The 26432-nt window shown below is 69.4% G+C and carries 24 protein-coding genes and 3 tRNA genes; 9 read left to right on the top strand and 18 right to left on the bottom strand.

What is annotated here, in order from left to right; all coding sequences use genetic code 11:
- Window positions 1–4: 4 nt before the first annotated feature.
- A complete protein-coding gene (locus DAERI_RS23175) occupies window positions 5–1897 on the bottom strand; it encodes a tetratricopeptide repeat protein (protein WP_103130891.1) in 1893 nt (630 codons plus the stop codon).
- 23 nt (window positions 1898–1920) lie between these two features.
- Here DAERI_RS23175 and DAERI_RS18345 point away from each other — a divergent pair, with 23 nt between their 5' ends.
- The gene (locus DAERI_RS18345; protein WP_133162074.1) at window positions 1921–2118 is read left to right on the top strand and encodes a hypothetical protein; all 198 of its coding nucleotides are present in this window, start codon (window positions 1921–1923) and stop codon (window positions 2116–2118) included.
- 72 nt (window positions 2119–2190) lie between these two features.
- On the opposite strand, the gene ppk1 is transcribed toward DAERI_RS18345, so the two are convergent.
- The 11 genes from ppk1 to DAERI_RS18290 all read right to left on the bottom strand — a co-directional run bounded on the left by ppk1 (window position 2191) and on the right by DAERI_RS18290 (window position 12251).
- Window positions 2191–4347 carry a polyphosphate kinase 1 gene (gene ppk1, locus DAERI_RS18340; protein WP_439952260.1) on the bottom strand — a complete coding sequence of 719 codons (2157 nt, stop codon included), beginning with the start codon at window positions 4345–4347 and terminating at the stop codon, window positions 2191–2193.
- 219 nt (window positions 4348–4566) lie between these two features.
- Window positions 4567–5091, bottom strand: a complete 525-nt coding sequence (locus DAERI_RS18335; RefSeq protein WP_133162073.1) for a uracil-DNA glycosylase family protein — start codon at window positions 5089–5091, stop codon at window positions 4567–4569.
- A gap of 204 nt (window positions 5092–5295) precedes the next feature.
- Window positions 5296–6540 (bottom strand): beta-ketoacyl-ACP synthase II, encoded by a 1245-nt coding sequence (gene fabF, locus DAERI_RS18330; protein ID WP_103130888.1) that lies wholly within the window; start codon window positions 6538–6540, stop codon window positions 5296–5298.
- Between the two features lie 99 nt (window positions 6541–6639).
- Window positions 6640–6870, bottom strand: coding sequence for an acyl carrier protein (acpP, locus tag DAERI_RS18325; protein WP_103130887.1), 231 nt, complete (start codon window positions 6868–6870; stop codon window positions 6640–6642).
- A 97-nt stretch (window positions 6871–6967) separates the two neighbouring features.
- Window positions 6968–7714 carry a 3-oxoacyl-[acyl-carrier-protein] reductase gene (gene fabG / locus DAERI_RS18320; protein ID WP_103130886.1) on the bottom strand — a complete coding sequence of 249 codons (747 nt, stop codon included), beginning with the start codon at window positions 7712–7714 and terminating at the stop codon, window positions 6968–6970.
- A complete protein-coding gene (locus DAERI_RS18315) occupies window positions 7711–8202 on the bottom strand; it encodes a DinB family protein (RefSeq protein ID WP_165794280.1) in 492 nt (163 codons plus the stop codon). Before DAERI_RS18315 ends, fabG begins: the two co-directional genes overlap by 4 nt.
- A 47-nt stretch (window positions 8203–8249) precedes the next feature.
- On the bottom strand, window positions 8250–9158 hold the full coding sequence (gene fabD, locus DAERI_RS18310) for an ACP S-malonyltransferase (RefSeq protein ID WP_103130884.1): 909 nt from the start codon (window positions 9156–9158) through the stop codon (window positions 8250–8252).
- Window positions 9159–9169: 11 nt separating this feature from the next.
- Window positions 9170–10216, bottom strand: coding sequence for a beta-ketoacyl-ACP synthase III (locus DAERI_RS18305; protein ID WP_103130883.1), 1047 nt, complete (start codon window positions 10214–10216; stop codon window positions 9170–9172).
- A gap of 131 nt (window positions 10217–10347) precedes the next feature.
- Window positions 10348–11823, bottom strand: coding sequence for a trigger factor (gene tig, locus DAERI_RS18300; protein ID WP_103130882.1), 1476 nt, complete (start codon window positions 11821–11823; stop codon window positions 10348–10350).
- Between the two features lie 210 nt (window positions 11824–12033).
- Window positions 12034–12119, bottom strand: a tRNA-Leu gene (locus DAERI_RS18295).
- Between the two features lie 55 nt (window positions 12120–12174).
- Window positions 12175–12251, bottom strand: a tRNA-His gene (locus DAERI_RS18290).
- Window positions 12252–12428: 177 nt separating this feature from the next.
- Between DAERI_RS18290 and DAERI_RS18285 the strand changes: the two genes are divergently transcribed.
- Window positions 12429–13571 carry an acyl-CoA dehydrogenase family protein gene (locus DAERI_RS18285; RefSeq protein WP_103130881.1) on the top strand — a complete coding sequence of 381 codons (1143 nt, stop codon included), beginning with the start codon at window positions 12429–12431 and terminating at the stop codon, window positions 13569–13571.
- Here DAERI_RS18285 and DAERI_RS18280 read toward each other — a convergent pair.
- Window positions 13546–14652: an alpha/beta hydrolase gene (locus tag DAERI_RS18280; RefSeq protein ID WP_103130880.1), complete on the bottom strand. Its 1107-nt coding sequence runs from the start codon at window positions 14650–14652 to the stop codon at window positions 13546–13548. The two genes, DAERI_RS18285 and DAERI_RS18280, sit on opposite strands and share 26 nt — an antisense overlap.
- 251 nt (window positions 14653–14903) lie before the next feature.
- Here DAERI_RS18280 and lon point away from each other — a divergent pair, with 251 nt between their 5' ends.
- The 5 genes from lon (at window position 14904) to DAERI_RS18255 (ending at window position 19791) form a co-directional block, all read left to right on the top strand.
- Window positions 14904–17366, top strand: coding sequence for an endopeptidase La (gene lon / locus DAERI_RS18275; RefSeq protein WP_103130879.1), 2463 nt, complete (start codon window positions 14904–14906; stop codon window positions 17364–17366).
- Between the two features lie 113 nt (window positions 17367–17479).
- Window positions 17480–18010, top strand: a complete 531-nt coding sequence (locus DAERI_RS18270; RefSeq protein ID WP_103130878.1) for a YqgE/AlgH family protein — start codon at window positions 17480–17482, stop codon at window positions 18008–18010.
- A 73-nt stretch (window positions 18011–18083) separates the two neighbouring features.
- Window positions 18084–18158, top strand: a tRNA-Asn gene (locus DAERI_RS18265).
- 153 nt (window positions 18159–18311) lie between these two features.
- Complete coding sequence (locus tag DAERI_RS18260) at window positions 18312–19055, top strand: tyrosine-type recombinase/integrase (RefSeq protein WP_103130877.1); 744 nt, start codon at window positions 18312–18314, stop codon at window positions 19053–19055.
- A 35-nt stretch (window positions 19056–19090) separates the two neighbouring features.
- Window positions 19091–19791, top strand: a protein-coding gene (locus tag DAERI_RS18255) for an IS1 family transposase (RefSeq protein WP_103130876.1) whose coding sequence is annotated in 2 segments (ribosomal slippage) — window positions 19091–19325 and window positions 19325–19791 — 702 coding nt in all. Because the reading frame shifts where the segments join, the coding sequence is not laid out codon by codon here.
- Window positions 19792–20050: 259 nt separating this feature from the next.
- On the opposite strand, the gene trmFO is transcribed toward DAERI_RS18255, so the two are convergent.
- The 3 genes from trmFO to DAERI_RS23170 form a co-directional block, all read right to left on the bottom strand.
- Complete coding sequence (trmFO, locus tag DAERI_RS18250; RefSeq protein WP_103130875.1) at window positions 20051–21448, bottom strand: methylenetetrahydrofolate--tRNA-(uracil(54)-C(5))-methyltransferase (FADH(2)-oxidizing) TrmFO; 1398 nt, start codon at window positions 21446–21448, stop codon at window positions 20051–20053.
- A 63-nt stretch (window positions 21449–21511) separates the two neighbouring features.
- Window positions 21512–22300 carry a YdcF family protein gene (locus tag DAERI_RS18245; RefSeq protein WP_103130874.1) on the bottom strand — a complete coding sequence of 263 codons (789 nt, stop codon included), beginning with the start codon at window positions 22298–22300 and terminating at the stop codon, window positions 21512–21514.
- On the bottom strand, window positions 22287–23402 hold the full coding sequence (locus DAERI_RS23170) for a mechanosensitive ion channel family protein (protein WP_103130873.1): 1116 nt from the start codon (window positions 23400–23402) through the stop codon (window positions 22287–22289). The genes DAERI_RS18245 and DAERI_RS23170 overlap by 14 nt, the downstream gene beginning before the upstream one ends.
- 45 nt (window positions 23403–23447) lie before the next feature.
- Here DAERI_RS23170 and DAERI_RS18235 point away from each other — a divergent pair, with 45 nt between their 5' ends.
- Both DAERI_RS18235 and DAERI_RS18230 read left to right on the top strand, forming a co-directional pair.
- On the top strand, window positions 23448–24092 hold the full coding sequence (locus tag DAERI_RS18235; protein ID WP_103130872.1) for a DUF305 domain-containing protein: 645 nt from the start codon (window positions 23448–23450) through the stop codon (window positions 24090–24092).
- Window positions 24093–24105: 13 nt separating this feature from the next.
- Window positions 24106–24843, top strand: coding sequence for a GNAT family N-acetyltransferase (locus DAERI_RS18230; RefSeq protein WP_235610457.1), 738 nt, complete (start codon window positions 24106–24108; stop codon window positions 24841–24843).
- Window positions 24844–25114: 271 nt separating this feature from the next.
- Here DAERI_RS18230 and DAERI_RS18225 read toward each other — a convergent pair whose 3' ends face one another.
- Window positions 25115–25423, bottom strand: coding sequence for a hypothetical protein (locus tag DAERI_RS18225; protein WP_103130870.1), 309 nt, complete (start codon window positions 25421–25423; stop codon window positions 25115–25117).
- A gap of 49 nt (window positions 25424–25472) precedes the next feature.
- On the bottom strand, window positions 25473–26336 hold the full coding sequence (locus tag DAERI_RS18220; RefSeq protein ID WP_103130869.1) for a GNAT family N-acetyltransferase: 864 nt from the start codon (window positions 26334–26336) through the stop codon (window positions 25473–25475).
- Window positions 26337–26432: the final 96 nt, after the last annotated feature.

Below are 26432 nucleotides of genomic sequence, written 5' to 3'. Positions count from 1 at the left end.
ACGCTCAGGACCGCATCCGGTGGAGTTCCACCACATAGCGGGCGAGTTCCTGGGGGGTGGCGACCTGGCGGGCGATCTCCACCCGGACCTCCAGCACGCCCACGTCGTAGGGGTCGATGCGCAGCAGCTCGTTGGCGAGGAGGAGCGCCCGGCGCAGGTCGCCCTCCTCGCGGGCGCGGCCCAGGCGGCCCTTGAGTTCCAGGGTGAGGAGTACGCGCAGCTCCTCGCGCAGGTCGTCGGCCCACTCGCTTTCCATTCGCAGCCCGGGCAGGAAGGGACCACGGTACAGGGCGAGCGCCCGGGCCAGGTCACCCGCCTCCAGGGCGGAGCGCAGCTCGGTCACGTCGAGTTCCACGTGAACCTCCGGCCCCAGGCGGTAGCGGGGCTGCTTGGCGTTGCCCTCCATGTGCAGCACCCCGGGGCCCAGGCGCACGCGCAGCTCGCGGAACACCGCCCGGAAGTAGTCCCCGGCGGTCTTGGGGTCGCGGTCGGGGTAGATGGCGGCCTCCAGCTCGCGCCGGGTCTGCCCGGGGTGCAGCGCGAGGTAGGCGAGCGTGAGCACGCTGCCCTCCAGGCTGAAGGGCACCCGCTCGCCCGCGCGCTCGACCTCCGCCCGGCCCAGGGTGTGGACGCGCAGGTACAGCGGCGCGGGGGCCGCCTCGCCGCCGCCCGTCCCCGGGAAGGCGAGCTTTTCGAGCACGAGCTGCACCTCCGGCGCCAGGTCGGGGTCCAGCCGCGCCCGCTGCACCAGGCTGGCGAGTTCCTGGAGATCCGGGCGGTACAGCATCCGGTCCCGCGCGCTGACAAGGGCGGTGAGGGCCTGGCGGAAGGTCCCCAGGCTCGCCGCCTCGTCCCCCAGCGAGGCCTGCGCGTCGGCGAGGTGCAGCAGGGCCCTCACCCGCCCGTGTTCGCCCAGGCCGGGGCTCTCCAGCGCCCGGGTGAGGGCCTCGGCCGCCTGCGCGTGGTTCCCGCGCCGCCGCAGCAGCAGGCCGCGCGCCAGCGTCACCGCCGGGTGGGCGGGGTCGGGGGCGAGGTCGTGCAGCGTCTCCAGCGCCCGCGCGTGTTCCCCCTGACGGCTGTACAGGTCGGCCAGCCGGGTCGCGGTCCAGGTCAGCAGCTCGAAGTCGTGGGTGGTCTCCACGATGGCCCGCAGGTCCTGGAGGGTCCGCAGGTGCGCCGCCCGGTCCCCGGTGAGGTGGTGCAGCTCCGCCTCCACCGTGAGGAGGTAGGCGCGGGGGGTGAGGGCATCGGTGTCCCCCAGCGCCTCCCAGCCCTGCGCCAGGGTGGCCCGTGCCCCGGCGAAGTCCCCGGTGAGGACCTGCACGTTCGCCAGGCCGATCAGCGCCGAGAGCCGCCCGATGGGGGTGCGGCCCACCGGCAGCAGCCTCAGGGCCTCGCGGTAGAGGTGGCGGGCGCGCACGAGGTCGCCGACCTTGACGTGCATCTGCGCGACCGTCTGGGTGACGCGCCCGATCTGCTCGTCGGTGCCCGCCGCGAGGTAGCCGCGCCAGGCCCGCTCGCAACGCTCCAGGCCCTCCTCCACCCGGCCCGCCTGGAACTCGGCGGTGCCCCACCAGCGCAGGGCGCGCAGGGCGAGTTCCCCGCTCAGGCCCGGGGCGATCGTCTCGAAATGCCGGATGGCCTCGGCGAAGCGGCCCTGGAGGCGCAGCAGGTTGCCGTACTCGACCCGCGCCTCCAGGTCGCCGAGCTCGGAGGCGCGCAGCAGGGGCAGCTCGGCCTCGGGGAAGCGGCCACTCCAGAGGTAGGCCATGCCCAGCAGCCGCCACTCCTCGGGCATGGTCGGTGGGGTGCCCGACAACCGGGTGATGACCGCCTCATACCGCCCGGCGTCGAAGTGCGCCCGCAGTTCCGTGATCCGCTCCATATCCAGGGTCATCCGTTAGGCGATAGAGTACAACTATGGTCTTTAGACGAATCGTGAAGCTCCTGGCGGTGGCGGCGACTCTCGTGTTCTCGGCGGCTCAGGCGGGCGCCGACGACTACGGGATCGCCAAGTCCGGCCACCCCGTCAACACCCAAGGTGCCGACGATTACGGAATTGCCCACGCCCCCAAGACCGCCACGCCCCAGGGTGCGGACGACTACGGAATTGCCTGAGGCTAATGTCACCCGGACGGGGACGCGGCCAGGCGCCGCGTCCCCGTCCTCCTGTTGGAACTTCTCGCCACCTCAGGCGGGATGGCGGGCCTCGGCGAAGGCCTGCTGGGCGCTGAAGTCGCCGAGCAACTTCTCGTAGATGCCGTCCGCGTTCAGCTCCCACGAGCCGCGCTCATCGGCCCACTCCGTGTCCAGCAGGCCCAGGAGTTCGTCGCGGTGGCGGTCATCGAGCACCGGCGCGATCACCTCCACCCGGCGGTCGAGGTTGCGGCTCATCCAGTCCGCGCTGCCGAGGTACACCTCCGGGCTGCCCCCGCCCCCAAAGGCGTAGATGCGCGCGTGTTCGAGGTAGCGCCCCAGCAGGCTGCGCACCCGCACCGTCTCCGAGAGGCCGGGCACCCCGGGCCGCAGGCAACACACCCCCCGGATGAGGAGTTCCACCCGCACCCCCGCCCCCGCCGCCCGGTACAGTGCCTCGATCATGCCGGGGTCGGTGAGCTGGTTGACCTTGACCCGCACCCAGCCGTCCTGCCCCGCGCGGGCATACTCCGCCTCGCGGTCGAGCAGCTCCTCGAAGCCGCTGCGCGCGGTGTCGGGCGCGACGAGGAGCCGGGTGTAGCCCGCCTCGGCGTACCCGGTGAGGTGGTTGAACAGCTCCGACACGTCGGCCCCCAGGTCGGGGTCGGCGGAGAGCAGGCTGAGGTCGGTGTACAGCCGCGCCGTCTTGGGGTTGTAGTTCCCCGTGCCGATGTGGACGTAGCGGCGCAGCCCCCCCTCCTCCCGCCGGACGACGAGCGTGACCTTGGCGTGGGTCTTGAGCCCGGCCATGCCGTACACGACGTGTGCCCCGGCCCGCTCCAATTTCCTCGCCCACGAGATGTTGCGCTGCTCGTCGAAACGGGCCTTGAGTTCGATCAGGGCCACGACCTGCTTGCCGTTCTCGGCGGCGGTGCGCAGGGCCCCGAGCAGCCGGGGATCGTCCCCGGTGCGGTAGAGCGTCTGCTTGATCGCCAGCACCTGCGGGTCGCGGGCGGCCTCCTCCAGGAAGTTCAGCACGTTCGTGAAGCCGTCGTAGGGGTGGTGCAGCAGCACGTCACCGTGGCGCAGGGTGTCGAAGACGCCGTCCTCGTCGTCGCCGTCGAGGTCGGGCACGGCGGGCGCGTAGGGGGGGAAACTCAGGTCGGGGCGGTCCACCGGGAGGCTCATCAGGTCGGCGGTGCCCAGCGGCCCCTCCAGGGTGAACACGTCCTCGGGGGCCAGCCCCAGCCGCTCGCGCAGGAAGGTGACGATGGCGGGCGGCGTCTCCCCCATCACCTCGAGCCGCACCGCCGAGCCGAAGCGCCGCCGCCGCAGCCCGTCCTCGATGGTGGCGAGCAGGTCCTCGGCCTCCTCCTCCTCGAACTCGTAGTCGGTGTTGCGCGTCACCCGGAAGACGTGGGCGGCAAGAACGGTGCGGCCCTTGAAGAGGTCGCCGAGGTGCGCGGCGATCACGTCCTCCAGCAGCAGCAGCGCGTCCCCGACCGGCACCACGCGCGGCAGCACGCCGACCGGGACCTTGACCCGCGCGAACTCCGGCTCCTCGCCCTCGCCGCTGCCCAGCAGCACGGCGAGGTTCAGGCTGAGGTTGCTCAGATAGGGAAAGGGGTGGCTGGGGTCCACCACGAGCGGCGTCAGGACCGGCTGAATCTCCGCGAGGTAGTGCTCGCGCAGCGCCGCCCGCGCCCGCTTGCCCAGGTCGGCGACCCGCACGAGGCGCACGCCCTCCGCCGTCAGGTCCCTCAGGGTCCGCCGGGCCGCTTTCTCAATCTGGCGCAGCATGGTGTGGGTCCGCTCGCGCACGAGGCCCAGGGTCTCGCGCGGGAGCAGGCCGTCGGGACCCGGGGTGTTCACGCCCGCCGCAATCTGGCGGTGGACGCCCGCCACGCGCACCATGAAGAACTCGTCGAGGTTGCTGCCGCAGATCGCCGCGTACTTCAGCCGCTCCAGGGGGGGATTGCGCTCGTCCCGCGCCTCGGCGAGCACGCGGGCGTTAAAGGCCAGCCAGGACAGCTCGCGGTTGAGAAAGGGGCTGTCCGGGTTCGCCACGGTGCTGAAGGTCTGCCCGCCCTCGGACGGCGGGGCGACCCGGGGCGTTTTCTTGCGCCGCCCCCTCTTGGCGGAAGGGGTCAGCACGTCGGGAGCGGGCGGAGGGGATGTGGGGGCACGCACGGTGAAAACCTCGCAGATCATCAGTCGTGTCACGGGGCGGCCAGAGGCACCGGCCTGCCGCAAGAGGACTTGCTCCGAGCGTAGCAGACGGCGCCGCCTCCCCCGGCCAATATGAGCTTTAGGGCAAAGGAGGGGGGAGTTCGGAATTCAGAGATGGTGGAACGGGTGACAGCTCAGCACGACAGAAACACTCCGCGCTGAGCTGTCACCCCCCAGACGCGAGCCGAGCGAAGTCCCGTCTCAGAGCAGGCTTAACTTACGGGCAATGTTTTGCAAATCCTGAGTGAGCCGGGCTCCGTTGTGTGCGTATCCACGAGGGCCAGGGCTGAAGGTATACGTCCATTCAAGCCTATAGCGGCTCGGCACTTCTTCGCGCACGCTCTTCACCACCGAACCCTCCTTGCTCAACACGGCGATGCCCCGGAGGTTGGGGAGGCGCTGAATAAGCCGGGGGAGATGGATGGCCCCCACGCCCGCCTCCTTCTTTGGATCACCGTCCTGCCAGGGCACAACGTTCCAGAGCAGCAGCGTACTTCTCGGCAGCCCCAGGTCGAGAATCACCCTCTGCAAATTGTTGGCGGTCGGGTCCTCATTCTCCATAGAGATAAAGGGCGACCCGTTCCTGGCAGAACCGGGGTCACCATCTACGTGGCTCATCAGCAGGAGCAGTTCTGCCTGGGTGCCTCCGTCCTCTGGGTCGAAGAAGGGGATAACCCTGTTCGTTCTTCTGGCGAGGTCGTCGGTATATTCGGTGAGCGGCAGCATACGGGGCTCACGAAGGAGGGACAGCTTCCGCTCGCACGTCTGAGCATCCATGCGGGCAGCCTAAGCGGAGACCTGCTCCTTCCCAAACACTGTTGATTCACCCAAGGTCAATGACAAGACGCCATCTCGACACAGGGATGCCGCTGAGGAGTCACAGGGTGTGAGGCGAAGACCAGGACACTGCCGCCTCACACAGCCGATCCGCTAGACCCGTTTGAACAGCAGCGCCGCGTTCTGCCCGCCGAAGGCGAAGGAATTGCTCAGCGCGTACTCGACCTGCTCCTCCCGCGCGCCCTCCGGGATGTAGTCGAGGTCGAGCACGGGGTCGGGGTCGGTCAGGTTGATGGTGGGGGGCAGGATGCCGTCCCTCAGCGCCTGGGCGACCGCGATGGCCTCCACCGCCCCCGCCGCGCCGAGGAGGTGCCCGGTCATGGACTTGGTGGAGCTGACGGCGAGCTTGTGGGCGTGCGGGCCGAACACGTGCTTGATGCCCTGCGTCTCGTGCAGGTCGTTGAAGTGGGTGCTCGTGCCGTGGGCGTTGATGTAGCCCACCTGCTCGGGGTTCACGCCCGCCGTGGCGAGGGCCATCCGCATGGCGACCTGCGCGCCGCGTCCCTCGGGGGCCGGGAGGGTGATGTGGTGCGCGTCGGCCGAGGTGCCGTAGCCCACGATCTCGGCGTAGATGGTGGCGCCGCGCGCCTTCGCCTTCTCGTACTCCTCCAGCACCACCACGCCCGCGCCCTCCCCGAGCACGAAGCCGTCACGGCTGGCCGAGAAGGGGCGGCTCGCCTCCTGCGGCGCGTCGTTGCGGGTGGAGAGCGCCTTCATGTTGGAAAAGCCCCCGATGGCGATGGGCGTGACCGCCGCCTCGGTGCCGCCCGCGAGCATCACGTCGGCCAGGCCGAGCTGGATGTAGCGGGCCGCGTCGCCGATGGCCCCGGTGCCCGTCGCGCAGGCGGTCACGACGGTGCTGCTCGGCCCAGTGGCCCCGTACCGCATGGCGACGTGCCCGGTCGCCATGTTGGCGATCATCATGGGGATGAACATGGGGCTGATGCGGCCCGGCCCGCGCGAGTGCAGGACGCCCGCCTGGTCCTCGAAGGTCTTCACCCCGCCGATCCCGCTGCCGATCACGGCCCCGGTGCGCTCGCTGCGCAGGTCCTCCTCCGTCAGGCCGCTGTCGCGCACGGCGAGTTCCGCCGCCGCGAGGGCGAGTTGCACGTAGCGGTCGAGTTTGCGCGCCTCGCGGGCGTCCACGTACTCGCCGAGGTCGTCGTCCACCTGGCCCGCGATCTTGCTCGCCACCTCGGCGGTGTCGAAGCGGTCAATCAGGCCGATGCCGCTCTTGCCCGCCCGCTGCGCCTCCGCAAAGGCCTGCGCGCCCGTTCCGATGGGCGTGACTGGGCCGAGGCCGGTGATCGCCACACGTTTGAGTCCCGTTAAGGTCATGCTGCCTCCCTCCACCTGCCCGGGCCAGCAAGTGCCAGGCAGCGGCAAAACCGGACGGTGCCGGGATCTCCCCCCGCGCCGCCCGGCCTGAGTGTGCTCCTACTGCTTGGAGCCGATGTAATCGACGGCAGCCTGCACCGTACGGATTTTTTCGGCGTCCTCGTCGCTGATGGAGATGCCGAAGCGGTCCTCCAGCCCCATGATCAGCTCGACGGTTTCCAGGCTGTCCGCGCCCAGGTCCTCGACGAACCGGGCCTCCGGGGTCACCTTGTCCGCGTCCACGCCGAGCTTCTCGACGATCACTTCCTTTACATCCTCAAAACTCGCCATATGTTAAGTACCTCCTGATCCTGAAGTCTGCGCCAGTCTACACGGGTATTCCGCAGATGCGGACGAAATTGGACGGAGTTCAAGCGAAACCGGGCCCTTAATGCGGGTACAGCCCGCCGTCCACCCCGATCACCTGCCCGGTGATGTATCCGGCGGCGTCTGAGGCGAGGAAGGCGACCAGGGCGGCGACATCCTCTGCCCTGCCGAAGCGGGCGAGGGGGATGCTCCCCAGGTACGCCTTCTGCACGTCCCCGGAAAGCTGGCCGGTCATGTCCGACTCGATGAAGCCGGGGGCGACCGCGTTCACGGTGATCCCGCGCCCGCCGTACTCCTTGGCGAGCGCCTTGGTCAGCCCGATCAGGCCCGCCTTGCTGGCGACGTAGTTGGCCTGCCCGGGGTTGCCCATCAGCCCAACCACCGAGGCGATGTTGATGATCCGGCCCGAGCGGGCGCGCATCATGTGCTTGATCGCCGCGCGGCAGGCGGTGAAAGCACTCGTGAGGTTGGTGTCCAGCACGGCGTTCCAGTCGTCGTCCCTCATTCGGACGGCGAGGTTGTCGCGGGTGATCCCAGCATTGTTCACCAGCACGTCGAGGCGGCCCAGACCTTTAATCACATCCTCCACGAGCGTTCCGGCGTTGGCGGGGTCGGAGAGGTCGGCGCCGAAGACCTGAACGGGAACGCCGAGGATACGAACCTCGTCCGCGACTTTCTCGGCCTCGGCTTGATTCCGGCCGTAATGCACGGCCACGCCGAAGCCCGCCCCGGCCAGGGCAAGCGCCATCGCCCGGCCAAGACCCCGGCTGGAGCCGGTCACGAGGGCGATTTTGAGTGTTTCAGTCATGGATTCTCCGTTCGGTTGAGACTGGCTTGCACGCCCTTGAGGTGGTGTTCGTTGTGGTAGAGCGTGAAGAACAGCATCTCCCGCACACTGAGCGGACCCAGAACGGGATGAACGAGGGTATGGGCGTCGAGTTCGGCGTCCGTCCAGTACATGAGGAGGTTATGCTCCAGCAGTTCCAGCGTCCCACTGTACTCGGCGACCAGGGCGTCCTGGGTCCCGTGGGGGTCAGGCAGATAGCGCCCGGAGGCTCGCACCCCCGTGGCGAGCGCCTCTCTGTACAGGTCGCGCACCTGCATATACTCCCGGGAGGGGAGGTCGCCCGGGCGAAGGGGCAGGCGGTCCTGCGGCAGGGTCAGGGCATAGGCGACCGGTTTGTTGGACAGGATGAGGTGGTGCAGATGGTGGGCCGGGGACCAGCGTTCGGCCGTTCCGCGCGTGAACTCCCCCGGGGAAAGCGCCGCGAAGAACGCCGGGGCCCTTACCCTCATGGCTCCCAGGGCGTCCCGAATCTCGTCTTGGGAATAAGGCTGGCCCGTCATCGCTCGAAGGCGCGGACTTGCTCCGCCGTCCCCACGTTCAGCGTCCGGGCCTCGGGCAGGATGCGCTTCACCAGCCCGGTCAGCACCGTCCCGGGGCCGAACTCGATGAAGACCTCAGCACCAGCGTCGGCCAGCGCCCGGATCGTCTCCACCCACCGCACGCTTCCCGTGATCTGCCGCGCGAGCAGGTCGGGCAGGGTCCCGGGATCACTGTTCGCCTCCGCCGTCACGTTGGCGTAGACGGGAAAGGCGAACGGGGCGAAAGAGGTGGCCTGGAGGTCAGGCATCAGGGCGTCTTGCGCGGGCTGCATCAGGGCGCAGTGGAAGGGGGCGCTGACCTTGAGGGGGATAACTTTGAGGCCACGCCCCTTGAGTTCGGCGGCGGCGGCGTCCACAGCGGCTTTCTCCCCGGAGATCACCGTCTGGGTCGGCGCGTTGAAGTTGGCGGGCTGCACGATGCCCCCCACCGCCCCGCAGACCTCGCGCACCACGTCGGGGTCGCCCATCACGGCGCTCATGGCCCCGACACCCACGGGCACGGCCTCCTGCATCAGCTCACCGCGCCTGCGGGTCAGACGGAGGGCGTCTGCGAGATCGAGCGCCCCAGCCGCCACGAGCGCCGAATACTCCCCCAGCGAGTGCCCGGCGGCGAAGGCAGGCGTCAGTCCCGTCTGGGCCTGCCACGCCCGGTACGCGGCCACCGACGCGGCGACGAGCGCGGGCTGCTGATTCGCGGTGAGGGTCAGGGCTTCGAGCGGCCCCTCTTCAACCAGGGCGCGCAGGCCGGGGAGGGTGGCCTCCGCCTCCGCGTAAACGGCCTCGGCTTCGGGGAAAGCGGCGGTCAGATCGGCGCCCATCCCCACGGCGTGAGAGCCCTGCCCGGGAAACAGCGCGGCCACTCTCAAAGGAGCACGGCTCACGCCGTCACCTCGGCCCGCTGCGCCAGCGCCCTCAGGCTGGGCGCCCCGCCCCACCACTTCATCGTGCACGAGCCCCAGCTCAGGCCGCCGCCGAAGGCGACGAGGAGAAGCTGTTGGCCCTCGCGCACCCGCCCGTCGTCCACCGCCTCACGCAGCGCGAGGGGCACAGAGGCGCTCGACGTGTTGCCGTAGCGGTCCAGGTTCACGACCGTCTTGCTCATGGGGACGCCGAAGCGTTCGTTGGCCGCCTCGATGATGCGGATGTTCGCCTGGTGGGGGATGACCCAGTCCACATCACCGCTGTTCAATCCGCTCTTGGCGAGGACCTGACGGCCACTGTCCCCCAGCACGCGGACGGCGAACTTGAACACCTCGCGGCCGTTCATGCCCACCCGGTCGCCCATGGAGAAGCCGCCGGGGAGGCGATCCGCCATGCAGCGGGCATAGAGGCTGGGGCCACCCGCGCTGTCCGCGCCCAGCACGAAGTCCTGAAAGCCGTAGCCCCCCGGCACCGGGCCGACGACCGCCGCGCCCGCGCCGTCCCCAAACAGGATCGCGGTGCCGCGGTCGTCCTGATCGACAAGCTGCGAGAGGACCTCCGCGCCGACGACAAGCACCCGCTGGGCGGTGCCGCCCAGAATCAGGCCCTGCGCCATGCTCAGCGCGTACACGAAGCCGCTGCAAGCGGTCGAGAGGTCGAAGGCCCCCGCCCCCGTCAGCCCCACCTGCCCGGCGATCAGCGCGGCGGTGGAGGGAAACAGGGCGTCGGGCGTGGCGGTCGCGCAGATCACCAGGTCCACGTCCCGCAGCGCGTCCGGGTCGCGGTCGAGGAGGTCCTGCACCGCCCGCACCCCCATATCCGAGGTGTACTCGTCCGGCGCGGCGAAGCGGCGCTCGCGGATACCCGTGCGGCTCTCGATCCACTCGGCGCTGGTGTCCATCCGCGCCTCGAAGTCGGCGTTCGTGACCACGCGCGGCGGGGCATACGTGCCCAGCGCCGTGATGCCGAGGCTGGGCCTAGGGAGGGTCGGGGAGGAAGTCATGGGCGAACGCTAGCATTCCTTGAACAGCCGTTCAAGGAATCTGGGGACGTGGTTCAAGCTGGATAGACGGCCCCGAACGCCCAAAGAAAAAAGGCGCGTCCCGCAGGACACGCCCCCTTGCCCAGAATGGATTACTCCGCGTTCCGCTCCCCGGCCTGTTCGCCCGTCTGGGTCTCGGGTTGGCTGGTGGAGGCTTCGGCGCCCGCCTCGGCCTGCTGGGCACTCACGCTCGGCTCGGTCGTCGTGCCGTCCGCGGTCGCCTCCCCGTCGGTGGTTACGCCGTCCTGAGCGGCCTCAGCGGTTTCCTGCCCGTCGTCCGCCTGCGCCACGCCGTCCTGCTGGGTCTGCGCCGGGGTCGCCTGCGTCTGCCCCGCGCCGCCAAGCTGCGTGAGCGCCTGCTGGAGCGCCTTTTCCCGGGTCAGGCTGATGTAGTAGGAGTTCAGCCCCTCCGGCCCGAGCTGGCTCTGGAGCTGCTGGGGGGTCAGGCTGTTGGCCTGGGCCAGGGCGTTCATGGTCTGGTTGAACTCGGCGTCGCTGACGCGCACGCCCAGGTCCTCGGCGAGCTTTTCGAGGGCCAGGTCGCGCTTCACGCGGCTCTCAGCGTTCTTCGCCAGGTCGGCCATGAACTCGTCCAGCTTGCCCTGCTCGCGCATGAAGCCCTCGTACTCGCCCCACTTCACGCCCTGGCGGCCCAGGTCGTCGCGGATCTCCTCCAGCATCGCCTCGCGGCGGCGGTCGAGGAGCGCCTGGGGAATGTCCGCCTGCATCCCGTCCACGAGGTGGTTGATGAACTCCTCGCGGCGGGCGGCGTCGCCCTCCTGGCGGGCGCGGCGCTCCAGCTCGGCGCGCAGCTCGGTCCGCAGACGGTCGAGGCTGTCGAAGTTCAGGCTCTTGGCGAACTCGTCGTTCAGCTCCTGAAGCTGCTTGGTCTGCACGCCCTGCACCCGCACCCGGACGGTGTGCGCGGGGTGCTCGTGATCGCCGTGCTGGTGGGCGGGCACGGTGATCTCGACCTCGTCGCCCACGTTCTTGCCGATCAGGGCGTCGCGGACGTGGGGCTCGGCCACGTCGAGGTACACCGGGTAGGAGCCGCCCTCCTCGCCGAGTTCCTCGATGGTGACCTGGTCGGTCGCCTCGATGGGGCGCTCCACCGTCTGGAAGGTCGCGTTGCGCTCCTGGAGGTCGGAGAGGGTCCGTTCCAGCACCTCGTCGGTGATCTCGGGGGCGGCGGCGGTGAGCTGCGCGCCGCGCCAGTCGCCCAACGTGACCTCGGGGTACGTCTCCCCCCGCACGGTGAAGTCGAAGCTCTGACCGCTGGCCAGGCTGCCGGGCTCGATCTGCGCGTCCACCAGGCTGAGCTTCAGCTCGCGCACGGCCTGGGGGTAGTGTGCCTGGAGGAGGCGGTCGCGGACCTCGTTCTCCACGTAGCCCTTGCCCACGCGGCCCTCTAGGACCTTGCGCGGCGCCTTGCCGGGCCGGAAGCCGGGCACGCGCACGTCACGGGCGAGGCCCGCCCACACCTGTTCGTAGGCGCGGTTCACCTCGGCGGCGGGCACCGCGACCCGGAATTGCACCTTGTTGCCTTCACGACTGATCAGCTCTGCCATACGTCTCCCATCCTGCCGCCCCGTCTTCCGCCCGCGCGGTCACCCGCCTGCGGGGAGCGGTGTTGTTCTGTGTGCCTGTGCCGCCTGCGCTGGGGTCCCGGGCGCGCGACATGCCGCCGCGTATCATAGTGCCTCGGGCGCCCCTCGCGCGACAGGACCAGGCAAAGCGGCCCGCCGGGGGTCCGGGGGCCGCGTGCCGGGCAGCTCTCTTGGTGCGAGGAAAGGGACTTGAACCCTCACTCCCTACGGGAACCAGATCCTAAGTCTGGTGCGTCTACCAGTTCCGCCATCCCCGCATCCTGTGTTCAAAAGAAAGACCCGGCTGCCACTGACCGCGGCAGGCCGGGAACCTGGGGTGGGTTATGGGATTTGAACCCACGGCCTCCGCTTCCACAGAGCGGCGCTCTAACCGACTGAGCTAAACCCACCACACACGCCTTCGCAGGCCCACACATCTTAGATGGGGTCGGGCGGGGTGTCAATGAGGCAATGAGGCGCCGGGGGCGCCGTGAGTGGCCTGTGGGAAGTGGTGAGTGGGCTACAGCCTTTCCCACTTCCCACTCACGACTGACCACTCCCCGTTTCGGCGCTACCCTGTCCCCACCATGGAATTCAACTTGCCCGAGGACCTGCGGGACGTGCAGGCGACTGTCCGCGACTTCATGCTGAACGTGGTCGAGCCGCGCGCCCACGAGATCGAGGAGACGAACCGGGTGCCGGGCGAGCTGATGCGCGGGGCCGCCGAACTCGGCCTCTTCGGCCTGAGCATTCCCGAGGAATACGGCGGCGTCGGGCTGGGCTCCCTGGGCCGCTGCGCCGTGTACGAGGCGATGGGGCAGGGGCATATGGGCTTCGGCGGCGTCATCAGCGCCCACGCCTCCATCGGCACGAGCGGGCTCGTCAAGCTGGGGACCGAGGAGCAGAAGCGGCGGTTTCTGCCCCGCATGGCGAGCGGCGAGTGCATCGCGGGCTTCGCCATCACGGAGCCGAGCAGCGGGTCAGACGCGGCGAACATCCGCACCCGGGCAGAGAAGAGGGGCGACTGCTACGTGCTGAACGGCACCAAGCACTACATCTCCAACGCGCCCATCGCGGGCCTCCTGACCGTCATCGCCATCACGGACCCGTCGAGGGGCACGCGTGGCATGAGCGCCTTCCTGGTCGAGCCGCAGATAACGCCCGGCGTCAAGATCGGCAAGATCGACGAGAAGATGGGGCAGAAGGGCGCGCTCTCCGCCGAGGTGATCTTCGAGGACGCCGAGATTCCGGTTGAGAACCTGCTCGGCCCCGAACACCTGGGCTACCGCGAGGCGCTGGGCATCCTGACGAACGGTCGGGTGGGCATCGCCGCGCGCTCGACGGGGGCGATGCAGCGGCTCCTCGACCTCTCCATCGCCCACGCCAAGACCCGCGAGCAGTTCGGGCAGCCCATCGCCGAGTTTCAGGCGGTGCAGTTCATGCTGGCCGAGATGGAGGTCGCCATCCAGACCAGCCGACTGCTGTGGCAGAAGGTCGCCTGGATGGTGGACCAGGGGCAGGACGTGCGCCGCATGGCGAGCGTGGCGAAATACCACGCGACCGAGATGCTCTCGCAGGTCGCGGACAAGGCCGTGCAGGTCGCGGGCGGCATGGGCTACATGAAGGACTCGCCCGTGGAACGGTACTACCGCGACCAGCGCCTGCTGCGGATCTACGAGGGCACCAGCGAGATTCAGAAGCTGATCATCGCGCGGAGCCTGCTGGCCTAGCACCTTCCAGCCCCGTCAGCCACCACCGCAGGAAGTCGGGGAAGCGGGCACGCCAGGCGGGCTCGTCGTGCCAGTGGCCCTCGCCGAGGGTGAAATGCACCTCAGCCACCCTCGGGCGCAGGCGCTCGGCGAGGTCGCGGGTGAGCGCCACGATCTCGGCGGCGCCCTCCAGGCTGTCCCCCTCGTGGTCCCCCATATCGAGCCACACGCGGGCCTGCGGGTCGCTCCTCTCCTCCAGCCAGCGCAGGAAGGCGAAGTCGGCGGGCCAGACGGCGGGGCTGAACACGCCCAGCGTGCCGTAGGTGCCGGGGTCGCGCAGCCCCGCGTAGGCGGTGATCAGGCCCCCGAAGGACGATCCAGCCAGAGCGACCCGGCTGGGGGACACGGGCCCGAATTGCGTATGCAGATGCGGGAGGAGCGTGTCCCTCATCCAGTCGGCGTACTCATCGGCACCGGAGTTATGCCCGTTCAGCTCAAAGGGGTAGGGCACGTAGCGGCGGCTGCGCTCGTGGTTCACCGGCAGGGCGGCGATGCGGCAGGGAAAGCCCTCATCCGCGAGTACCTGCGCGGCCCCGGCGGCGTCCCAACTCTCGCCCGCGAAGGTCGGCCCCTCGTCGAACACGTTCTGCCCGTCGTGCAGGATCAGCAGGGGCAACTCTCCGTCCTGATTCTCCAGCCACCACAGCCGCACGGCCTGCTCGCCCCAGGGGGCCGTCAACGTGAGGGTCTCGCGCGGTGGGGCGCTACGGCGGGGGCGGTCCCGACCCTCCCGCTCGTCCTGCCAACCGGCGAGGGGCAGGTCAATGGTCGCGTCGCCACGCACCACGGCCCGGTGCGCGGGGGCACGACCTCCCCAGGTGTCGCCCTCCTCGGTCACGGTGCCGTCCGGGTGCCGGGCGCGGACCTTCACGTTCAGCAACGCGCCCCCGGGAAACTCGGCGCTCAGCTCGGGGCCGCCGGGTCCGTCCTGAAAGGTCCATCCCTCCGGGTCGCTGCTCCAGGCACGGTGGTCGCCGGTCAGGAAGAGAATGGCGCCCGGCACGGGGGGCGGGGCGGACAGCCGAAAGCGGACGCGGGGCATGGGTCAGTATGGGGGCAGCCCGCTGGGAAACCGCCCCTCCAACGCTAAACGTTGCGTCAGCCTCCCGTGAGGGTAGTGTCAGACGGCGGGGCGTAAGGTTTTGGCGTGGCAGACGTGCTTGGGCCACGTGGCGGAGCGTGCGTGCGGACTTGCCTCAATCCCCAAAGGTTGATATAGTCGCACTCAAGTTTCCTGGTACTCGATTTACCAGAGACCCCTTCCCAGAACCACTTCGGGCGAAAGGAGCCTCCATGCCCACCGACAACCAACCCATCCGCCTGCCCGCCAGCGTGCCCGTGTGCCCGGTGCGGGGCAGCGTAATTTACCCGACGATGGTGCAGCACATCGACGCCAGCCGCGCCATCTCGATCAACGCCATTGAGGCCGCGATGGCCGGGGACAAGGTCATCCTGATCGTGTCCCAGCGCGACAAGGACGTGGACGACCCGCAGGGCAGCGACCTGTACGACGTGGGCACCGCCTGCAACGTGCTGCGTGTCCGCAAGAACCCCGACGGCACCGTGCAGATGCTGGTCGCCGCCGTCTCCCGCGCCCGCGTGACCCGCTACACCCGGGGCGATTACCTCAAGGCCGACATCCAGGCGCTGCCCTCCGAGCCGGGCGACCCGGTCGAGCTTCAGGCCCTGAGCCGTGAGCTGCGCGAGAAGTTCGAGATCGTGGCCCAGGGCGGTAAGGTGAGCGCCGAGAGCGTCCAGGCCATCCAGGGCAAGGACGACCCCGGCGAGATGGCCGACCACATCGCCTTCAACCTCGACTTCAAGCTGGAGGACAAGCAGGCGATCCTGGAGGCCACCCGCGTGACCGACCGGGTGCGCCGGGTGCTGACCCTGCTGGACACCGAGCAGGAAGTGCAGGCGGTGCAGGCCCGCATCCGCGCGCAGGTCAAGGAAGAGATCGACAAGAACCAGCGCGAGTACTACCTGCGCGAGCAGATGAAGGTCATCCAGAAGGAACTTCAGGGCGGCGACGACGGCGAGGACGCCGACGAGGCCGAGGCCTTCCGCGCCAAGATCGACGCGCTGGGCCTGTCCCCCGAGGTCAAGAAGGAGATCGACCGCGAGGTGAACCGCCTGGCCCGGATGCACCCCGACGCCGCCGAGGCTTCCGTCATCCGCACCTACCTGACCTGGATCACCGAGCTGCCCTGGAACGTCCGCAGCGACGACCGCCTAGACGTGCCCGAGGCGGCCAAGATCCTCGACGAGGACCACTACGGCCTGGAGAAGGTCAAGGACCGCGTGCTGGAGTTCCTGGCCGTGCGCCGGTTGCGCAAGGAGCGGGCCGAGCGCGGCGAGATCGACGCCTCCGAGGTCAACAAGGGCCCGATCCTGGTGTTCACCGGCCCTCCCGGCGTGGGTAAGACCTCTATCGCGCAGAGCATCGCCAAGGCGCTGGGCCGCAAGTACGTGCGGATCGCCCTCGGCGGCGCCCGTGACGAGTCGGACATCCGCGGCCACCGCCGCACCTACATCGGCGCGATGCCCGGCCGGATCATCCAGGGCATGCGCACCGCGGGCACCAAGAACCCGGTGATCCTGCTCGACGAGGTGGACAAGCTCGGGAGCAGCTACCAGGGCGACCCCTCGGCGGCGCTGCTGGAGGTCCTCGACCCCGCGCAGAACCAGCACTTCACCGACCACTACCTGGGCGTGGCCTTCGACCTGAGCGAGGTCATGTTCATCGCCACGGCGAACTACCCCGAGCAGATCCCGGCGGCGCTGATGGACCGCATGGAGGTCATCGACTTCTCCAGCTACATCGAGCAGGAGAAGCTGGAGATCGCCAAGCGTTACCTGCTGCCCCGCCAGGTCACGGCGAATGGCCTGAAGCCCAACCAGATCGCCTTTACCGACGCGGCGCTGGAGCGGCTGATCAGCCACTACACCCGCGAGGCGGGCGTCCGTAACCTGGAACGCGAGATCGGCACCGTGGCCCGCAAGGTCGCCCGCCGCATCGCCACCGGCGAGATCAAGCGCGCCAAGGTCACCGACAAGGAACTCGACCGCTACCTCGGCCAGGCGCGCTACGTGCCCGAGACCGAGGGGCAGGAGGACAAGGTGGGCGTGTCCACCGGCATGTTCTACACGCCGGTCGGCGGCGACATCCTGTTCGTGGAGACCTCGGTGATGCCCGGCAAGGGCCTGGTCCTGACCGGCCAGCTCGGCGACGTGATGAAGGAGTCGGCCCGCGCCGCCCTGACCTACGCCAAGAGCAATGCCGAGCGCTTCCACCTCGACCGCGAGCGGATCGACAACTCGGAAATCCACATCCACGTGCCCGCCGGGGCGATCCCCAAGGAAGGCCCCTCCGCGGGCGGCGCGATGGCGACCTCGCTGATCTCGGCCCTCAGCGGCATCCCCGTCCGGCACGACGTGGCGATGACGGGCGAGATGACGCTGACCGGGCGCTACCTGCCCATCGGCGGCCTGAAGGAGAAGGTGCTGGGCGCCCGGCGTGCGGGCATCAAGCACATCATCATGCCCAAGGCGAACGAGCCCGACCTGCGGGACATTCCCCTCCACCTGCGGTCCTCCATGCGCTTCCACCCCTGCGAGACGGTGGACGAGGTGCTGGACGTGGCGCTGGTGGGCGGCCTGAAGGCGCTGGAGACCCCGCGTGAGGCCACCGGTGTGACGGCTCCGCCTCCCAAAGCGCGCAAGACGAGCCGCCGCAGCCCCGGCGCGAGCGCGTAAGACCTCTCCCCTTTCCGACTCCCCCGTCGCCCCGCGTGACGGGGGAGTTCCCGTCTTCCGGTGAAGCGGTCCTCAACGGCCCTGCCCGGCCTGGCACTCTATCCTGGGACCGTATGACCGCGCCCCTGACGTTCCTGGTCGCCAGCCCCCACCTGCGCGGCAGCCTGTTCGAGCACGCCGTGATCCTGCTGCTGGAACACGACGAGACCGGCGCGTTGGGCCTGCTCGTCACAGCGCCGCTGAGTCAGAGCGTCGCCGAACTGCTGCCCGATCTGACCGGGGGTGGGGCAGGAACGGTCTGGGCGGGCGGCCCGGTGGAACCCGGCGTGGGTTGGTGCCTGTACCGCACGCCCCTGAATCTGGAGGGCGAGATGCGCCTCGCGCCGGGATTGCTGGTGACAAGCAGCTTGGACGTGCTGCATGCCGTCGCCGCCTCCGGTCAGGAGTTCATGCTGCTGCTGGGTTACACGGGCTGGGCTCCCACCCAACTCACGGACGAGGCCCGCGAGGGTACCTGGCTGTGGGTGGAGCAGGACACGCCCGAGCTGATCTGGGACGTGCCGGTGGAGGGGCGCTGGCAGGCCGCCCTCGACCGCCTGGGCGTGAATCCGGGGACGATCATGCCGGGCGGCGCCCAGGCCTGAGCGCCGGGCTTGCAAACCCTGGAAACCCGTGCTACTCTCCCTCTCGCGCCGGAAACGGCCCGCCACCCGGTATTCGGCAGTAGCTCAGTGGCAGAGCATCCGACTGTTAATCGGACGGTCGTTGGTTCGACCCCAACCTGCCGAGCCAGAAAGACAAACCCCGCCTTCTGGGACGGGGTTTTTCCTTTTGCCCGCTGCGCCTCAAGAGTGCGTTTCAGCCCTCCAGTGACCGTCCGACTGTACCCGTGTACGTCCGACTGAGTAGAGGGAACCTGAGCGCCGCGCACTCAGAAAGGCCGCCATGCGGAAGTTCAAGAGCAAAGCCCAGAACTGGCCCGAAGTCTTCTCCCTGTTCCTCGCCGACCGTGCCCCCACGTGTCGCCCCCGGACCCTCCGTTACTACCGCTTGCAGTGGGCCACCTGGGAGAAGTTCAACAGTGAGGGCGCCCCACCCTCCCGGGAACTCTGCCAAGCCTTCCTCCTCCACCTGGGCCAGACCTGTAACCCTAACGGCGTGCTGGCCGTCTGGCGGGGCGTGCGGGCCGTGTTCACCTTCGCCTATGCCGAGGGCTTGAGCCCCTTCGACCCCAAGACCGTCAAGCCGCCCCGGGAGCAGCGCACCCAGAAGGAACCGCTCACTCAGGCCGAGTGCCGCGCCGTGCTGGGCTCCTGCCTCAATCCCCGTGACAAGGCCCTTGTCAGCCTGCTCCTCGACACCGGCCTCCGTGCCCAGGAAGTGTGTTCACTGCGCCCTGGGGACCTGAACTGGGAGCAGCGGGAGGTCTTTGTCTGGAACGGCAAGGGCGGCGAGCAGCGCACCGTCCCATTCAGCGCCGCTACGCTTAAGGCGTTGCGCCGCTGGGAACACCACCGAGAGCCAGAGAGCGCATGGTTCTTTCACAACGTGGACAACAGCTACGGGACTCAAATGACCCCCGACTACCTATGGCACTGCCTGACCCGCATTGGTGAGCGGGCCGAAGTGCTGCCGCTAGGACCGCACCGGCTCCGGCACACGTTCGGGCGGCTCTACATAGCCAGGTAGTGGCTGCGGGGACGTGATGTACTACAGGGGTAGGGGTGCCCGAGTGCCCAGCATGCGGAAGTGCTCAAACCGTCAAGAACGGGAAGGCTAAAAACGGCACCCAGACCTCCCTGTGCAAGGTCTGTGGTCGCCGCTTCCATCCAGACGCCAAACCTGTGGCGCACAGTGAGGCCACCCGCACTCCAATTCTCGATGCCGTCCACGACCGGATGAGTCTGAGGGGTGTGCAGCGCGTCTTTGGCGTCCACCGCAACACGGTCATCCGGTGGATAAAAAAGGGGCCGCCGAAGTGAGACAGACCGTTTCGGTCTGTCTCACGCCTCCGGAAGAACTAGTCGTCGAGCTGGATGAGTTGTGGACCTTCGTGGGCCAGAAAAAGCAGCCCAGGTGGTTGTGGCTTGCCCTGGAGCGCCGCACCCGGAGAGTGCTGGCTTGGGTCCTGTGTGACCGGAGCGAAGAGACTGCCTTTACGCTGTGGGACTGCTTGCCCCTCTCCCCAGAACAGTGTCTGAAAGCAACCTTCTGTACGGATCTCTGGCGGGCCTACGATGAACCGTTGTTGGGCGTTAAACGTCTGACCCGCCGAGGGGAAACCAACCATGTCGAGCGGCTCAACTGCACCCTCCGACAACGCCTGGGTCGTCTGGACCGCAAGTCCCTCTCGTTCTCCAAATCCGACGAGTTGCTCGAAGCTTCACTCACTCTCGCCTTCCACCGCTACAACTTGTCACGTTGATGCAGCCACTACCAGGCCGCGCTGCCCAGGCCGGGCACGGGGAGAGCAACAGGCCGGTGACCACCTAGCCGGGCGTTGCGGAGGTCCTTCTCCCAGTCTGTGGACGACCCAGCTTCATTGGAGAGGGTCCGCAGAGGTATTTCCCGTCGTCACGCACAGGAAGAGGCCCTTATTGGGGACCCTTTCCATGCGTTCTACTCAGGCGCCGGGCAAGCCACCTGAACGGGGGTAGGCCGCCGCTTCAGCTACCCCAGAGAGATCAATCCGTGGACACGGCGACTTCCGCCGGGGGAACAGGGAGCGCCGCCACCCTCAGCCCCGCCTCCTCCCGCGCCCAATCCACAAAGGCGTTCAGGCCCCGGCGGAACATCACCGGGCGCTTCTCGCGCTTGCCCAGCTTGCGGACCTTGCCATTGGGCCCCGGCTCAGGGGCGGGCAGTTCGGGAACGAGCGCCCAGTTCACGTTCATGGGCTGGAACCCCTTGGGGTTGGCGGAGGCGAGGTAGCGCACCAGCCCGCCCAGCATGGACTCGGCGGGCGGGGTCAGCGGCGGGAGGCCCAGCGCGAGGCGGGCGGCGTTCGTTCCGGCCAGCCAGCCCGTCGCGGCGGATTCCAGGTAGCCCTCGGTGCCCGCCAGGACACCCGCAACGAATTTGGTCGGGTCTGCGCGGAGTTGCAACGTCGAGTCCAGCACCTCCGGCGCGTTCAGGTACGTGTTGCGGTGCATCACCCCGTAGCGGACGATCTCGGCGTTCTCCAGTCCGGGAATCAGTTGCACCACCGCCTTCTGGTCCCCCCACTTCAGCCCCGTCTGGAAACCGACGAGGGACCACATGCGGCCTTCTTTGTCCTCCTGGCGCAGTTGGGCGACCGCGTAGGGCCAGCGCCCGGTGCGGGGATCGTCCAGGCCCTTGGGCGACATTGGGCCAAAGCGGGGAGTGTCCACGCCGCGCCGGGCGATCTCCTCGATGGGCATGCAGCCCTCGAAGAAGTCGAGCTTCTCCCAGTCGTGCGGGGTGTGGGAGCGGGCCTGCTCCAGCGCCTCGAAAAAGCGCAGATACTCCTCTTTGGTGAAGGGGCAGTTGATGTAATCCGCGCTCTGGTCGTACCGCCCGGCCCGCCAGGCGACCTCCAGGTTGATGCTCTCGAACGCGATCACGGGCGCGGCGGCGTCGTAGAAGCTCAGGCGCTCGCTCCCGGTGAGGCGCATAAGATCGGCGGCCAGGGCGCCTGTGGTCAGCGGGCCGGTGGCGATCACGGCAATGCCCTCCGGCACGGCCCCCACCTCGCCGGGCACCACCTCGATCAGGGGGTGCTCGCGCACGAGCCGGGTCACGCGGGCGCTGAACTCGTCGCGGTCGACCGCCAGGGCGTTGCCCGCCGGAACGCGGCTCTCATCCGCCGCACTCACGATGGCCCCGCCCACACTGCGGAGTTCGGCCTGGAGGAGCCCCTTGGCCTGCAACTCGCCCTCACCGCCGAGGGAGGTCGAGCAGACGAGTTCGGCGAAGTTCCCGGTCCGGTGCGCCGGGGTCATCTTCACCGGGCGCATCTCGTGCAGGCGCACCCGCACCCCCAGGCGGGCCGCCGCGAGCGCCGCCTCCGACCCCGCCAGGCCCGCGCCGATCACTGTGATTGTCGCCTCTGTGCCGCTCATCGCCGGGCAGTGTAGGGGAAGAAGGCCGGGGGGTTTGTGGCGAGGAGACTCGATCTTCAGCGCTCACCGCTGTGGCCTTCCCCCAGCCCACGCTTTCACCCGCGACAGCCCCTCGTACACCAGGGTCCGCAGGGCCGCGAGTCGGTCGACCGGGAGGGGCAGGGTGGCGTCGTAGCGCGTCTCCCCGGCGGGCACGCTGACCACGTTCACGCCCTGCTCGGCGAAGAGGCGGGCGGCGCGGCGCGAGTGGCTGGGGGACGTGACGAGGAGGACCCGCCGCCAGCCCCGCTGCCGGGCCAGGTCGCGCACCCGGGCGGCCTCATCACGGGTGGTGGTGACCTGGCGGAGGGTGAGAATCTGGGGGCCGCCCACAGGGTAGAGGGCTTTGATCTGCGCCCGCTCCAGCTCGCTCATCTTCGCGCAGCCCGCCGGGCCGAGAACTCCCGACTGCTCGGAGACGGTGAGGACGGGGGCGTACCCGGCCCGCCACAGCTCCAGCCCCCGCACCAGCCGCGCGAGGCTGCTCGACTCCAGGGCGCGCGTGCCGCACTGCACCCCACCCCCGAGGACCACGATGGCGTCCGCGCGGACAGGCGGCTGCGCCAGAGTCAGCGCCGCCAGCGGGCCGCGCAGCACGGGCGTGAGCAGGCACAGGGCGAGGAGCAGGGCCAGGAGAGCGGACCCCACCTTCAGCACCCGGCGCGGCCAGACGAACGCCCCCGCCACGCCCCCGGCCACGATCAGGGTGAGCAGCAGCGGCACCGTCGCGCGGACCTCCCCCAGGTACGCGGCGAGGGCGGCTCCTCTGGCCGCGCCCGTCCCGATTCCCCGCCAGGGTTCAGGCGTCCGCACGGTCCTCACGGCGCTCGGGGGGCGGGCCGTCCAGGTGAACCCGCACCCGGGGGAAGGGCACCTCCAGCCCCGCCGCCTGCAAGGCCTCTTTGGCCGCCTCCAGCACCTTCATGCGGGTGACGGGATAGCTCTGCACCCCCTCCGCCCCGACCCAGAAGCGCAGCAGGAGCCGCACGCGGCTCTCCTCCAGCTCCTCGACCAGGACCTGCGGGGCGGGGTCGGCGAGCACGCCGGGAAAGCCCGACAACACGGGCAGCAGGAGGTCACGGGCGCGGCCCACGTGTTCGCGGTAGGCCAGGCCGATATTCACGTTGAGCCGCAGCTTGCCCCCCACGGTGAGGTTCTCGACGACGGCCCCGGCGACCTCCTTGTTGGGGATGCTCACGTCCTCGTTGTCGCGGGTGCGCAGGTGGGTGGTGCGCAATGTCAGGCGGGTGACCTGGCCCTCGTGCGACTCGGTGCGAATCCAGTCACCGATGCGGAAGGGGCGGTCGAGCAGCAGCGTGACCCCGCTGATCAGGTTGGCGAGGATGTCCTGCGCGGCGAAGCCCACCGCCAGCCCCACCACGCCCAGCCCGCCCAGAATCGGGAGCAGGTCCACCCCGAACTGCGCGAAGACGAGGTAGAGGCCCAGCAACGTCCAGACCGCCCGCGCGGTGTTCTGGAGGAGGAGCCGGAGGCTGGCGTCCAGTTCCCACCGCTCGGCCTGGAGGTGCAGGAAGTGCCGGATTACCCCCCAGCCCACGTACAGGACGAGCAGCAGCAGGTACACCCGGAAGATGGGGGCGCTCCAGACCTCCAGGCCGGGGAACAGCGCCGTGACCGACAGCAGCACGAGCAGCAGGAAGGTCAGGCGCAGGACGGTGCGCAGCACCCGCCGGGCGATGGGGTACGCGACGAGGTGGAAGCGCGCGAGCAGCCGGAAGGCGAGCCGCGACACGACCACGAACAGCAGCGCGTACAGCAGGGTCAGCCCGGCGGCGAGGAGCACGTCGGGGCCGTACTCGGCCACCACCCGCTGCACGTCGCGCCAGGTGGCGAGCAGCGCGTCCCGCAGGGCATTGAGCCCCAGCAGGCGCGAGGTGTCCACCTGACCGGTCACGGGCTCCAGTGTAGCCGCCTCATGCGCCCCTCCTATACTCCGCCCATGACCCGCCGCCCCGGCCTCCTCGCCGCCGCCGCGCTGGCCCTCGCGGCCCTGATCGCCCTGGCCCTGGTGCTGGCGCCCCGCGCCGCCACCCCGCGTGAGGGCAGCACTGAGGTGCGCTTCGTACGCGAGATGATCCAGCACCACGCCCAGGCCATCGACATGGCGACCCGCATCCGCGACCGCAGCCAGGACCGCACCCTCCGGTCGCTGGCGCTCGACATCATGCTCTCGCAACAGGAGCAGATCGGGCAGATGCGCGGGTGGCTGACGCTGTGGGGCCTCCCGTGGGGCGGCCAGGGCATGACCGAGGGGCACGCCCGCATGATGGGCATGGCGACTCCCGAGGAGCTGAACCGCCTGGACACTCTGCCCGTGAATAATGCCGAGCGCCTCTTTCTGCAACTGATGATCCGCCACCACCAGGGCGCGCTGGCGATGGTCAACCCCGCCCTGGGGAATGGGGTGAGGCCGGAGGTACGGACCCTCGCCCAGCAGATTCAGGCGACGCAGGGCGGCGAAATCCGGCTGATGACGGACCTGCTGAAGGGCCGGGGGGCTCAACCACTCCCCCCTCCCGGTGGAACGAACGGTGACCAGATGAATATGGACGGCATGGACATGGGGGGCGACCACCAGCATTGACGGCAGGGGCATGATGGTTGGCGTGCCCTCCGACCGCGAGTTGATGGAACTCCAGACCTCCGCCCTGTTCGTATCGGACTCCGCCGGGCGGCTGCGCTTCATCCGTGAACCGGGCTACGAGGAAAACGAACTCGACCCCGCCCCCCGCTTCTTTATGGGGCGAACGCCGGAGGGCAACGTCTGGCGCTTCCGGCACGACCTGACCGCTGATCTGGTGCGGGAACTGGAGGACCTGTGCGGCGCCGAACCCGTCCTGCCCGGCTACACGGCGGCTGCGGACGAGCCGCGAAAGGCAGAAGCCATCCGGGAAGTTCTCACCTCCCACGCGCCGATCACCGCCGAGGAGCGGGGACCGGCCTACCAAATTCCCGACGGCGTTCCGGTCCCTGAACACGTCGTCCTGATCTCCGGGAAGAACGCCCACCTTCTTGAAGCGCACTTTCCCTGGAAGATCACGTCACGCGCTGGCTTCCGCTTTGCACCCATCGCGGCGGCGGTCGAGCAGGGGAGCGCGGTGTCTATCTGCTTCTGCGCCCGGCTCACTCAGGACGCGGCAGAGGCGGGGGTGGAGACAACGGAGGCGTTCCGGGGACGGGGGCACGCGGGAGCAGCGGTGGCGGGATGGGCGGCGGCCATGCGGAGTGTCGGACGCCTGCCGCTCTACAGCACGCAATGGGGGAACTTGGCGTCGCAGGCAGTAGCCCGCAAACTCGGCCTGGCGCGATACGGGGAAGACTGGTGGGTAGCCTGACCTGCTCCCTCTCCCATTGCGGGAGAGGGTCGGGGTGAGAGGGCGTGTGACCCGCCTGAGTGCCTGCAAGATGGCTTGCCTCATCCGCTGATGGCGCCGCGGGGCGTGACCGCTCACCCCCTCTGCTCCGCAGCTTTACAAGTCCCAACCTCCCCCCTCAAGGGGGAGGAGCTTTTCTAACGTCCCGCACGACATTCTCTTCCGCTTGAAAACCCTGCGCGCATCACGTCGCCCCTCTACCGGGTCAGTTCCGGCAAGCCTTCCACCCCGCCTACCACTTCTCGTCGTCTAGATCGTCGAGTTTACCCAGACGACGTTCCTTGCGGCGCTCAGGTTTCCCGGTCTTCTTTTTCGGGCGTGGGGGGAGGAGCAGTTCGTAGGTGCGCGTGGGGTCGCACGCGGCGGGCTGCTCGCCCAGTTTCTCGCTCGGGTCGGCGGTTCGCAGGTTTCCGGCGGGGTGGAAGTGCCGCTCGCCGCAGTAGGGGCACTCGTCCACCACCCAGAACATGACGCGCGTGCCGGGCAGGTCGCGCAGCGTCACGTAAGCGGTGCGAACAGCATTCCGGTCGCGTTTGCCCATGCCGCGAGGCTAACGCGGTCAGGAAGGGGGGATTGTGCCCCCTCCTTCCCTACGCCTCCCCTTCCGTGTCGTCGCGCAGGTAGGTGACGACCGAGCGGCAGTGGATCAGGCCCGCGTGGGCGTACAGCGCGCGGGCGGCGTGGGCGTGGTCGTGGGCGCGGGTGCGCAGCTTGCGGATCTCGGGGTAGGCGGCGACCTCGGCGGCGGCGAGGGCGAGCAGGACGCGGCCCAGCCCCTGCCCGCGCTCGGCGGGGTGGACGGCCAGGTAGGTCAGGTCGGCGCGGGCGGCCTCGGCGTCCAGCTCCAGCTCGGCAAAGCCCACGGGTCGCCCGCCTCGCAAGAGGGCCACCAGGCGCACGTCGTCCCGGGCGAAGTGCGCCTCGATCTCCAGGTCCGTCCACTCCAGGCGCTCGGCCCAGCCGTCCTCGGAGGCGCGGTACAGGGCGCGGTACTGCTCGGGCGGGAGGTGGTCCACCGTCGTGTATCCGGCCGGGACCCGGGCGTGACGGGCCAGGTTCGACACGGGCGCGGTGTAGAAATCGGTGGTGTGCATGGGCGTGAATCCGGCCGCCTCCAGCGCCTCCCGCACGGCGAGGTTGTCCCGCGCGCTGAAAGCGTAGACCGGCAGGCCTTCCGACCGCTCGATGGCGCGGGCGAGCAGGGCGTGCAGGTCGCCCGTGCCCAGCGGCCCCTCCAGCGCCAGCCCGTCGCGGAAGGGGGCCAGGCCGCAGTAGGCCTGCACGGTGCCCTCCACGTCCTCGGCGACGAGGCAGACGCGGTCCTCGCACTCGCCGCGCAGCTCGGCGGCCTCGCGGGCGTCGGGGGCGAACACCTCGCGCTCGGGGGCGTCGTCCATCCAGTTGAGCAGGGCGAGAACGTCGGGCGCATCGGTCGCTTGCATCGGGCGGATCATGGCGGGCACCTCCTGGGCGAAGAAGCTCTGGACGGGTGAAAACGCTGCCCCAGCCTAGAAAGGAGGAGAGGCGCGCGTCTGTTCCGCACGTCACGT

The sequence above is a fragment of the Deinococcus aerius genome (genome assembly GCF_002897375.1).
In the GTDB taxonomy this organism is placed as follows: Bacteria; Deinococcota; Deinococci; order Deinococcales; family Deinococcaceae; genus Deinococcus; species Deinococcus aerius.
This window is presented reverse-complemented; position numbering and strand designations above follow the sequence as displayed.

Bases quoted from the DNA above. Each gene is read 5' to 3' on its own strand.
- lon (WP_103130879.1), top strand. From the start codon at position 14,904: ATGCCCACCGACAACCAACCCATCCGCCTGCCCGCCAGCGTGCCCGTG.
- DAERI_RS18230 (WP_235610457.1), top strand. From the start codon at position 24,106: ATGGTTGGCGTGCCCTCCGACCGCGAGTTGATGGAACTCCAGACCTCC.
- DAERI_RS18305 (WP_103130883.1), bottom strand. From the start codon at position 10,216: ATGACTTCCTCCCCGACCCTCCCTAGGCCCAGCCTCGGCATCACGGCG.
- tig (WP_103130882.1), bottom strand. From the start codon at position 11,823: ATGGCAGAGCTGATCAGTCGTGAAGGCAACAAGGTGCAATTCCGGGTC.
- DAERI_RS18315 (WP_165794280.1), bottom strand. From the start codon at position 8,202: ATGAGGGTAAGGGCCCCGGCGTTCTTCGCGGCGCTTTCCCCGGGGGAG.
- DAERI_RS18260 (WP_103130877.1), top strand. From the start codon at position 18,312: ATGCGGAAGTTCAAGAGCAAAGCCCAGAACTGGCCCGAAGTCTTCTCC.
- DAERI_RS18235 (WP_103130872.1), top strand. From the start codon at position 23,448: ATGACCCGCCGCCCCGGCCTCCTCGCCGCCGCCGCGCTGGCCCTCGCG.
- DAERI_RS18220 (WP_103130869.1), bottom strand. From the start codon at position 26,336: ATGATCCGCCCGATGCAAGCGACCGATGCGCCCGACGTTCTCGCCCTG.
- DAERI_RS18270 (WP_103130878.1), top strand. From the start codon at position 17,480: ATGACCGCGCCCCTGACGTTCCTGGTCGCCAGCCCCCACCTGCGCGGC.
- DAERI_RS18335 (WP_133162073.1), bottom strand. From the start codon at position 5,091: ATGCTGCCGCTCACCGAATATACCGACGACCTCGCCAGAAGAACGAAC.
- acpP (WP_103130887.1), bottom strand. From the start codon at position 6,870: ATGGCGAGTTTTGAGGATGTAAAGGAAGTGATCGTCGAGAAGCTCGGC.
- DAERI_RS18280 (WP_103130880.1), bottom strand. From the start codon at position 14,652: ATGCCCCGCGTCCGCTTTCGGCTGTCCGCCCCGCCCCCCGTGCCGGGC.
- fabG (WP_103130886.1), bottom strand. From the start codon at position 7,714: ATGACTGAAACACTCAAAATCGCCCTCGTGACCGGCTCCAGCCGGGGT.
- DAERI_RS23175 (WP_103130891.1), bottom strand. From the start codon at position 1,897: ATGACCCTGGATATGGAGCGGATCACGGAACTGCGGGCGCACTTCGAC.
- DAERI_RS18345 (WP_133162074.1), top strand. From the start codon at position 1,921: ATGGTCTTTAGACGAATCGTGAAGCTCCTGGCGGTGGCGGCGACTCTC.
- trmFO (WP_103130875.1), bottom strand. From the start codon at position 21,448: ATGAGCGGCACAGAGGCGACAATCACAGTGATCGGCGCGGGCCTGGCG.
- DAERI_RS18225 (WP_103130870.1), bottom strand. From the start codon at position 25,423: ATGGGCAAACGCGACCGGAATGCTGTTCGCACCGCTTACGTGACGCTG.
- fabF (WP_103130888.1), bottom strand. From the start codon at position 6,540: ATGACCTTAACGGGACTCAAACGTGTGGCGATCACCGGCCTCGGCCCA.
- ppk1 (WP_439952260.1), bottom strand. From the start codon at position 4,347: ATGATCTGCGAGGTTTTCACCGTGCGTGCCCCCACATCCCCTCCGCCC.
- DAERI_RS18285 (WP_103130881.1), top strand. From the start codon at position 12,429: ATGGAATTCAACTTGCCCGAGGACCTGCGGGACGTGCAGGCGACTGTC.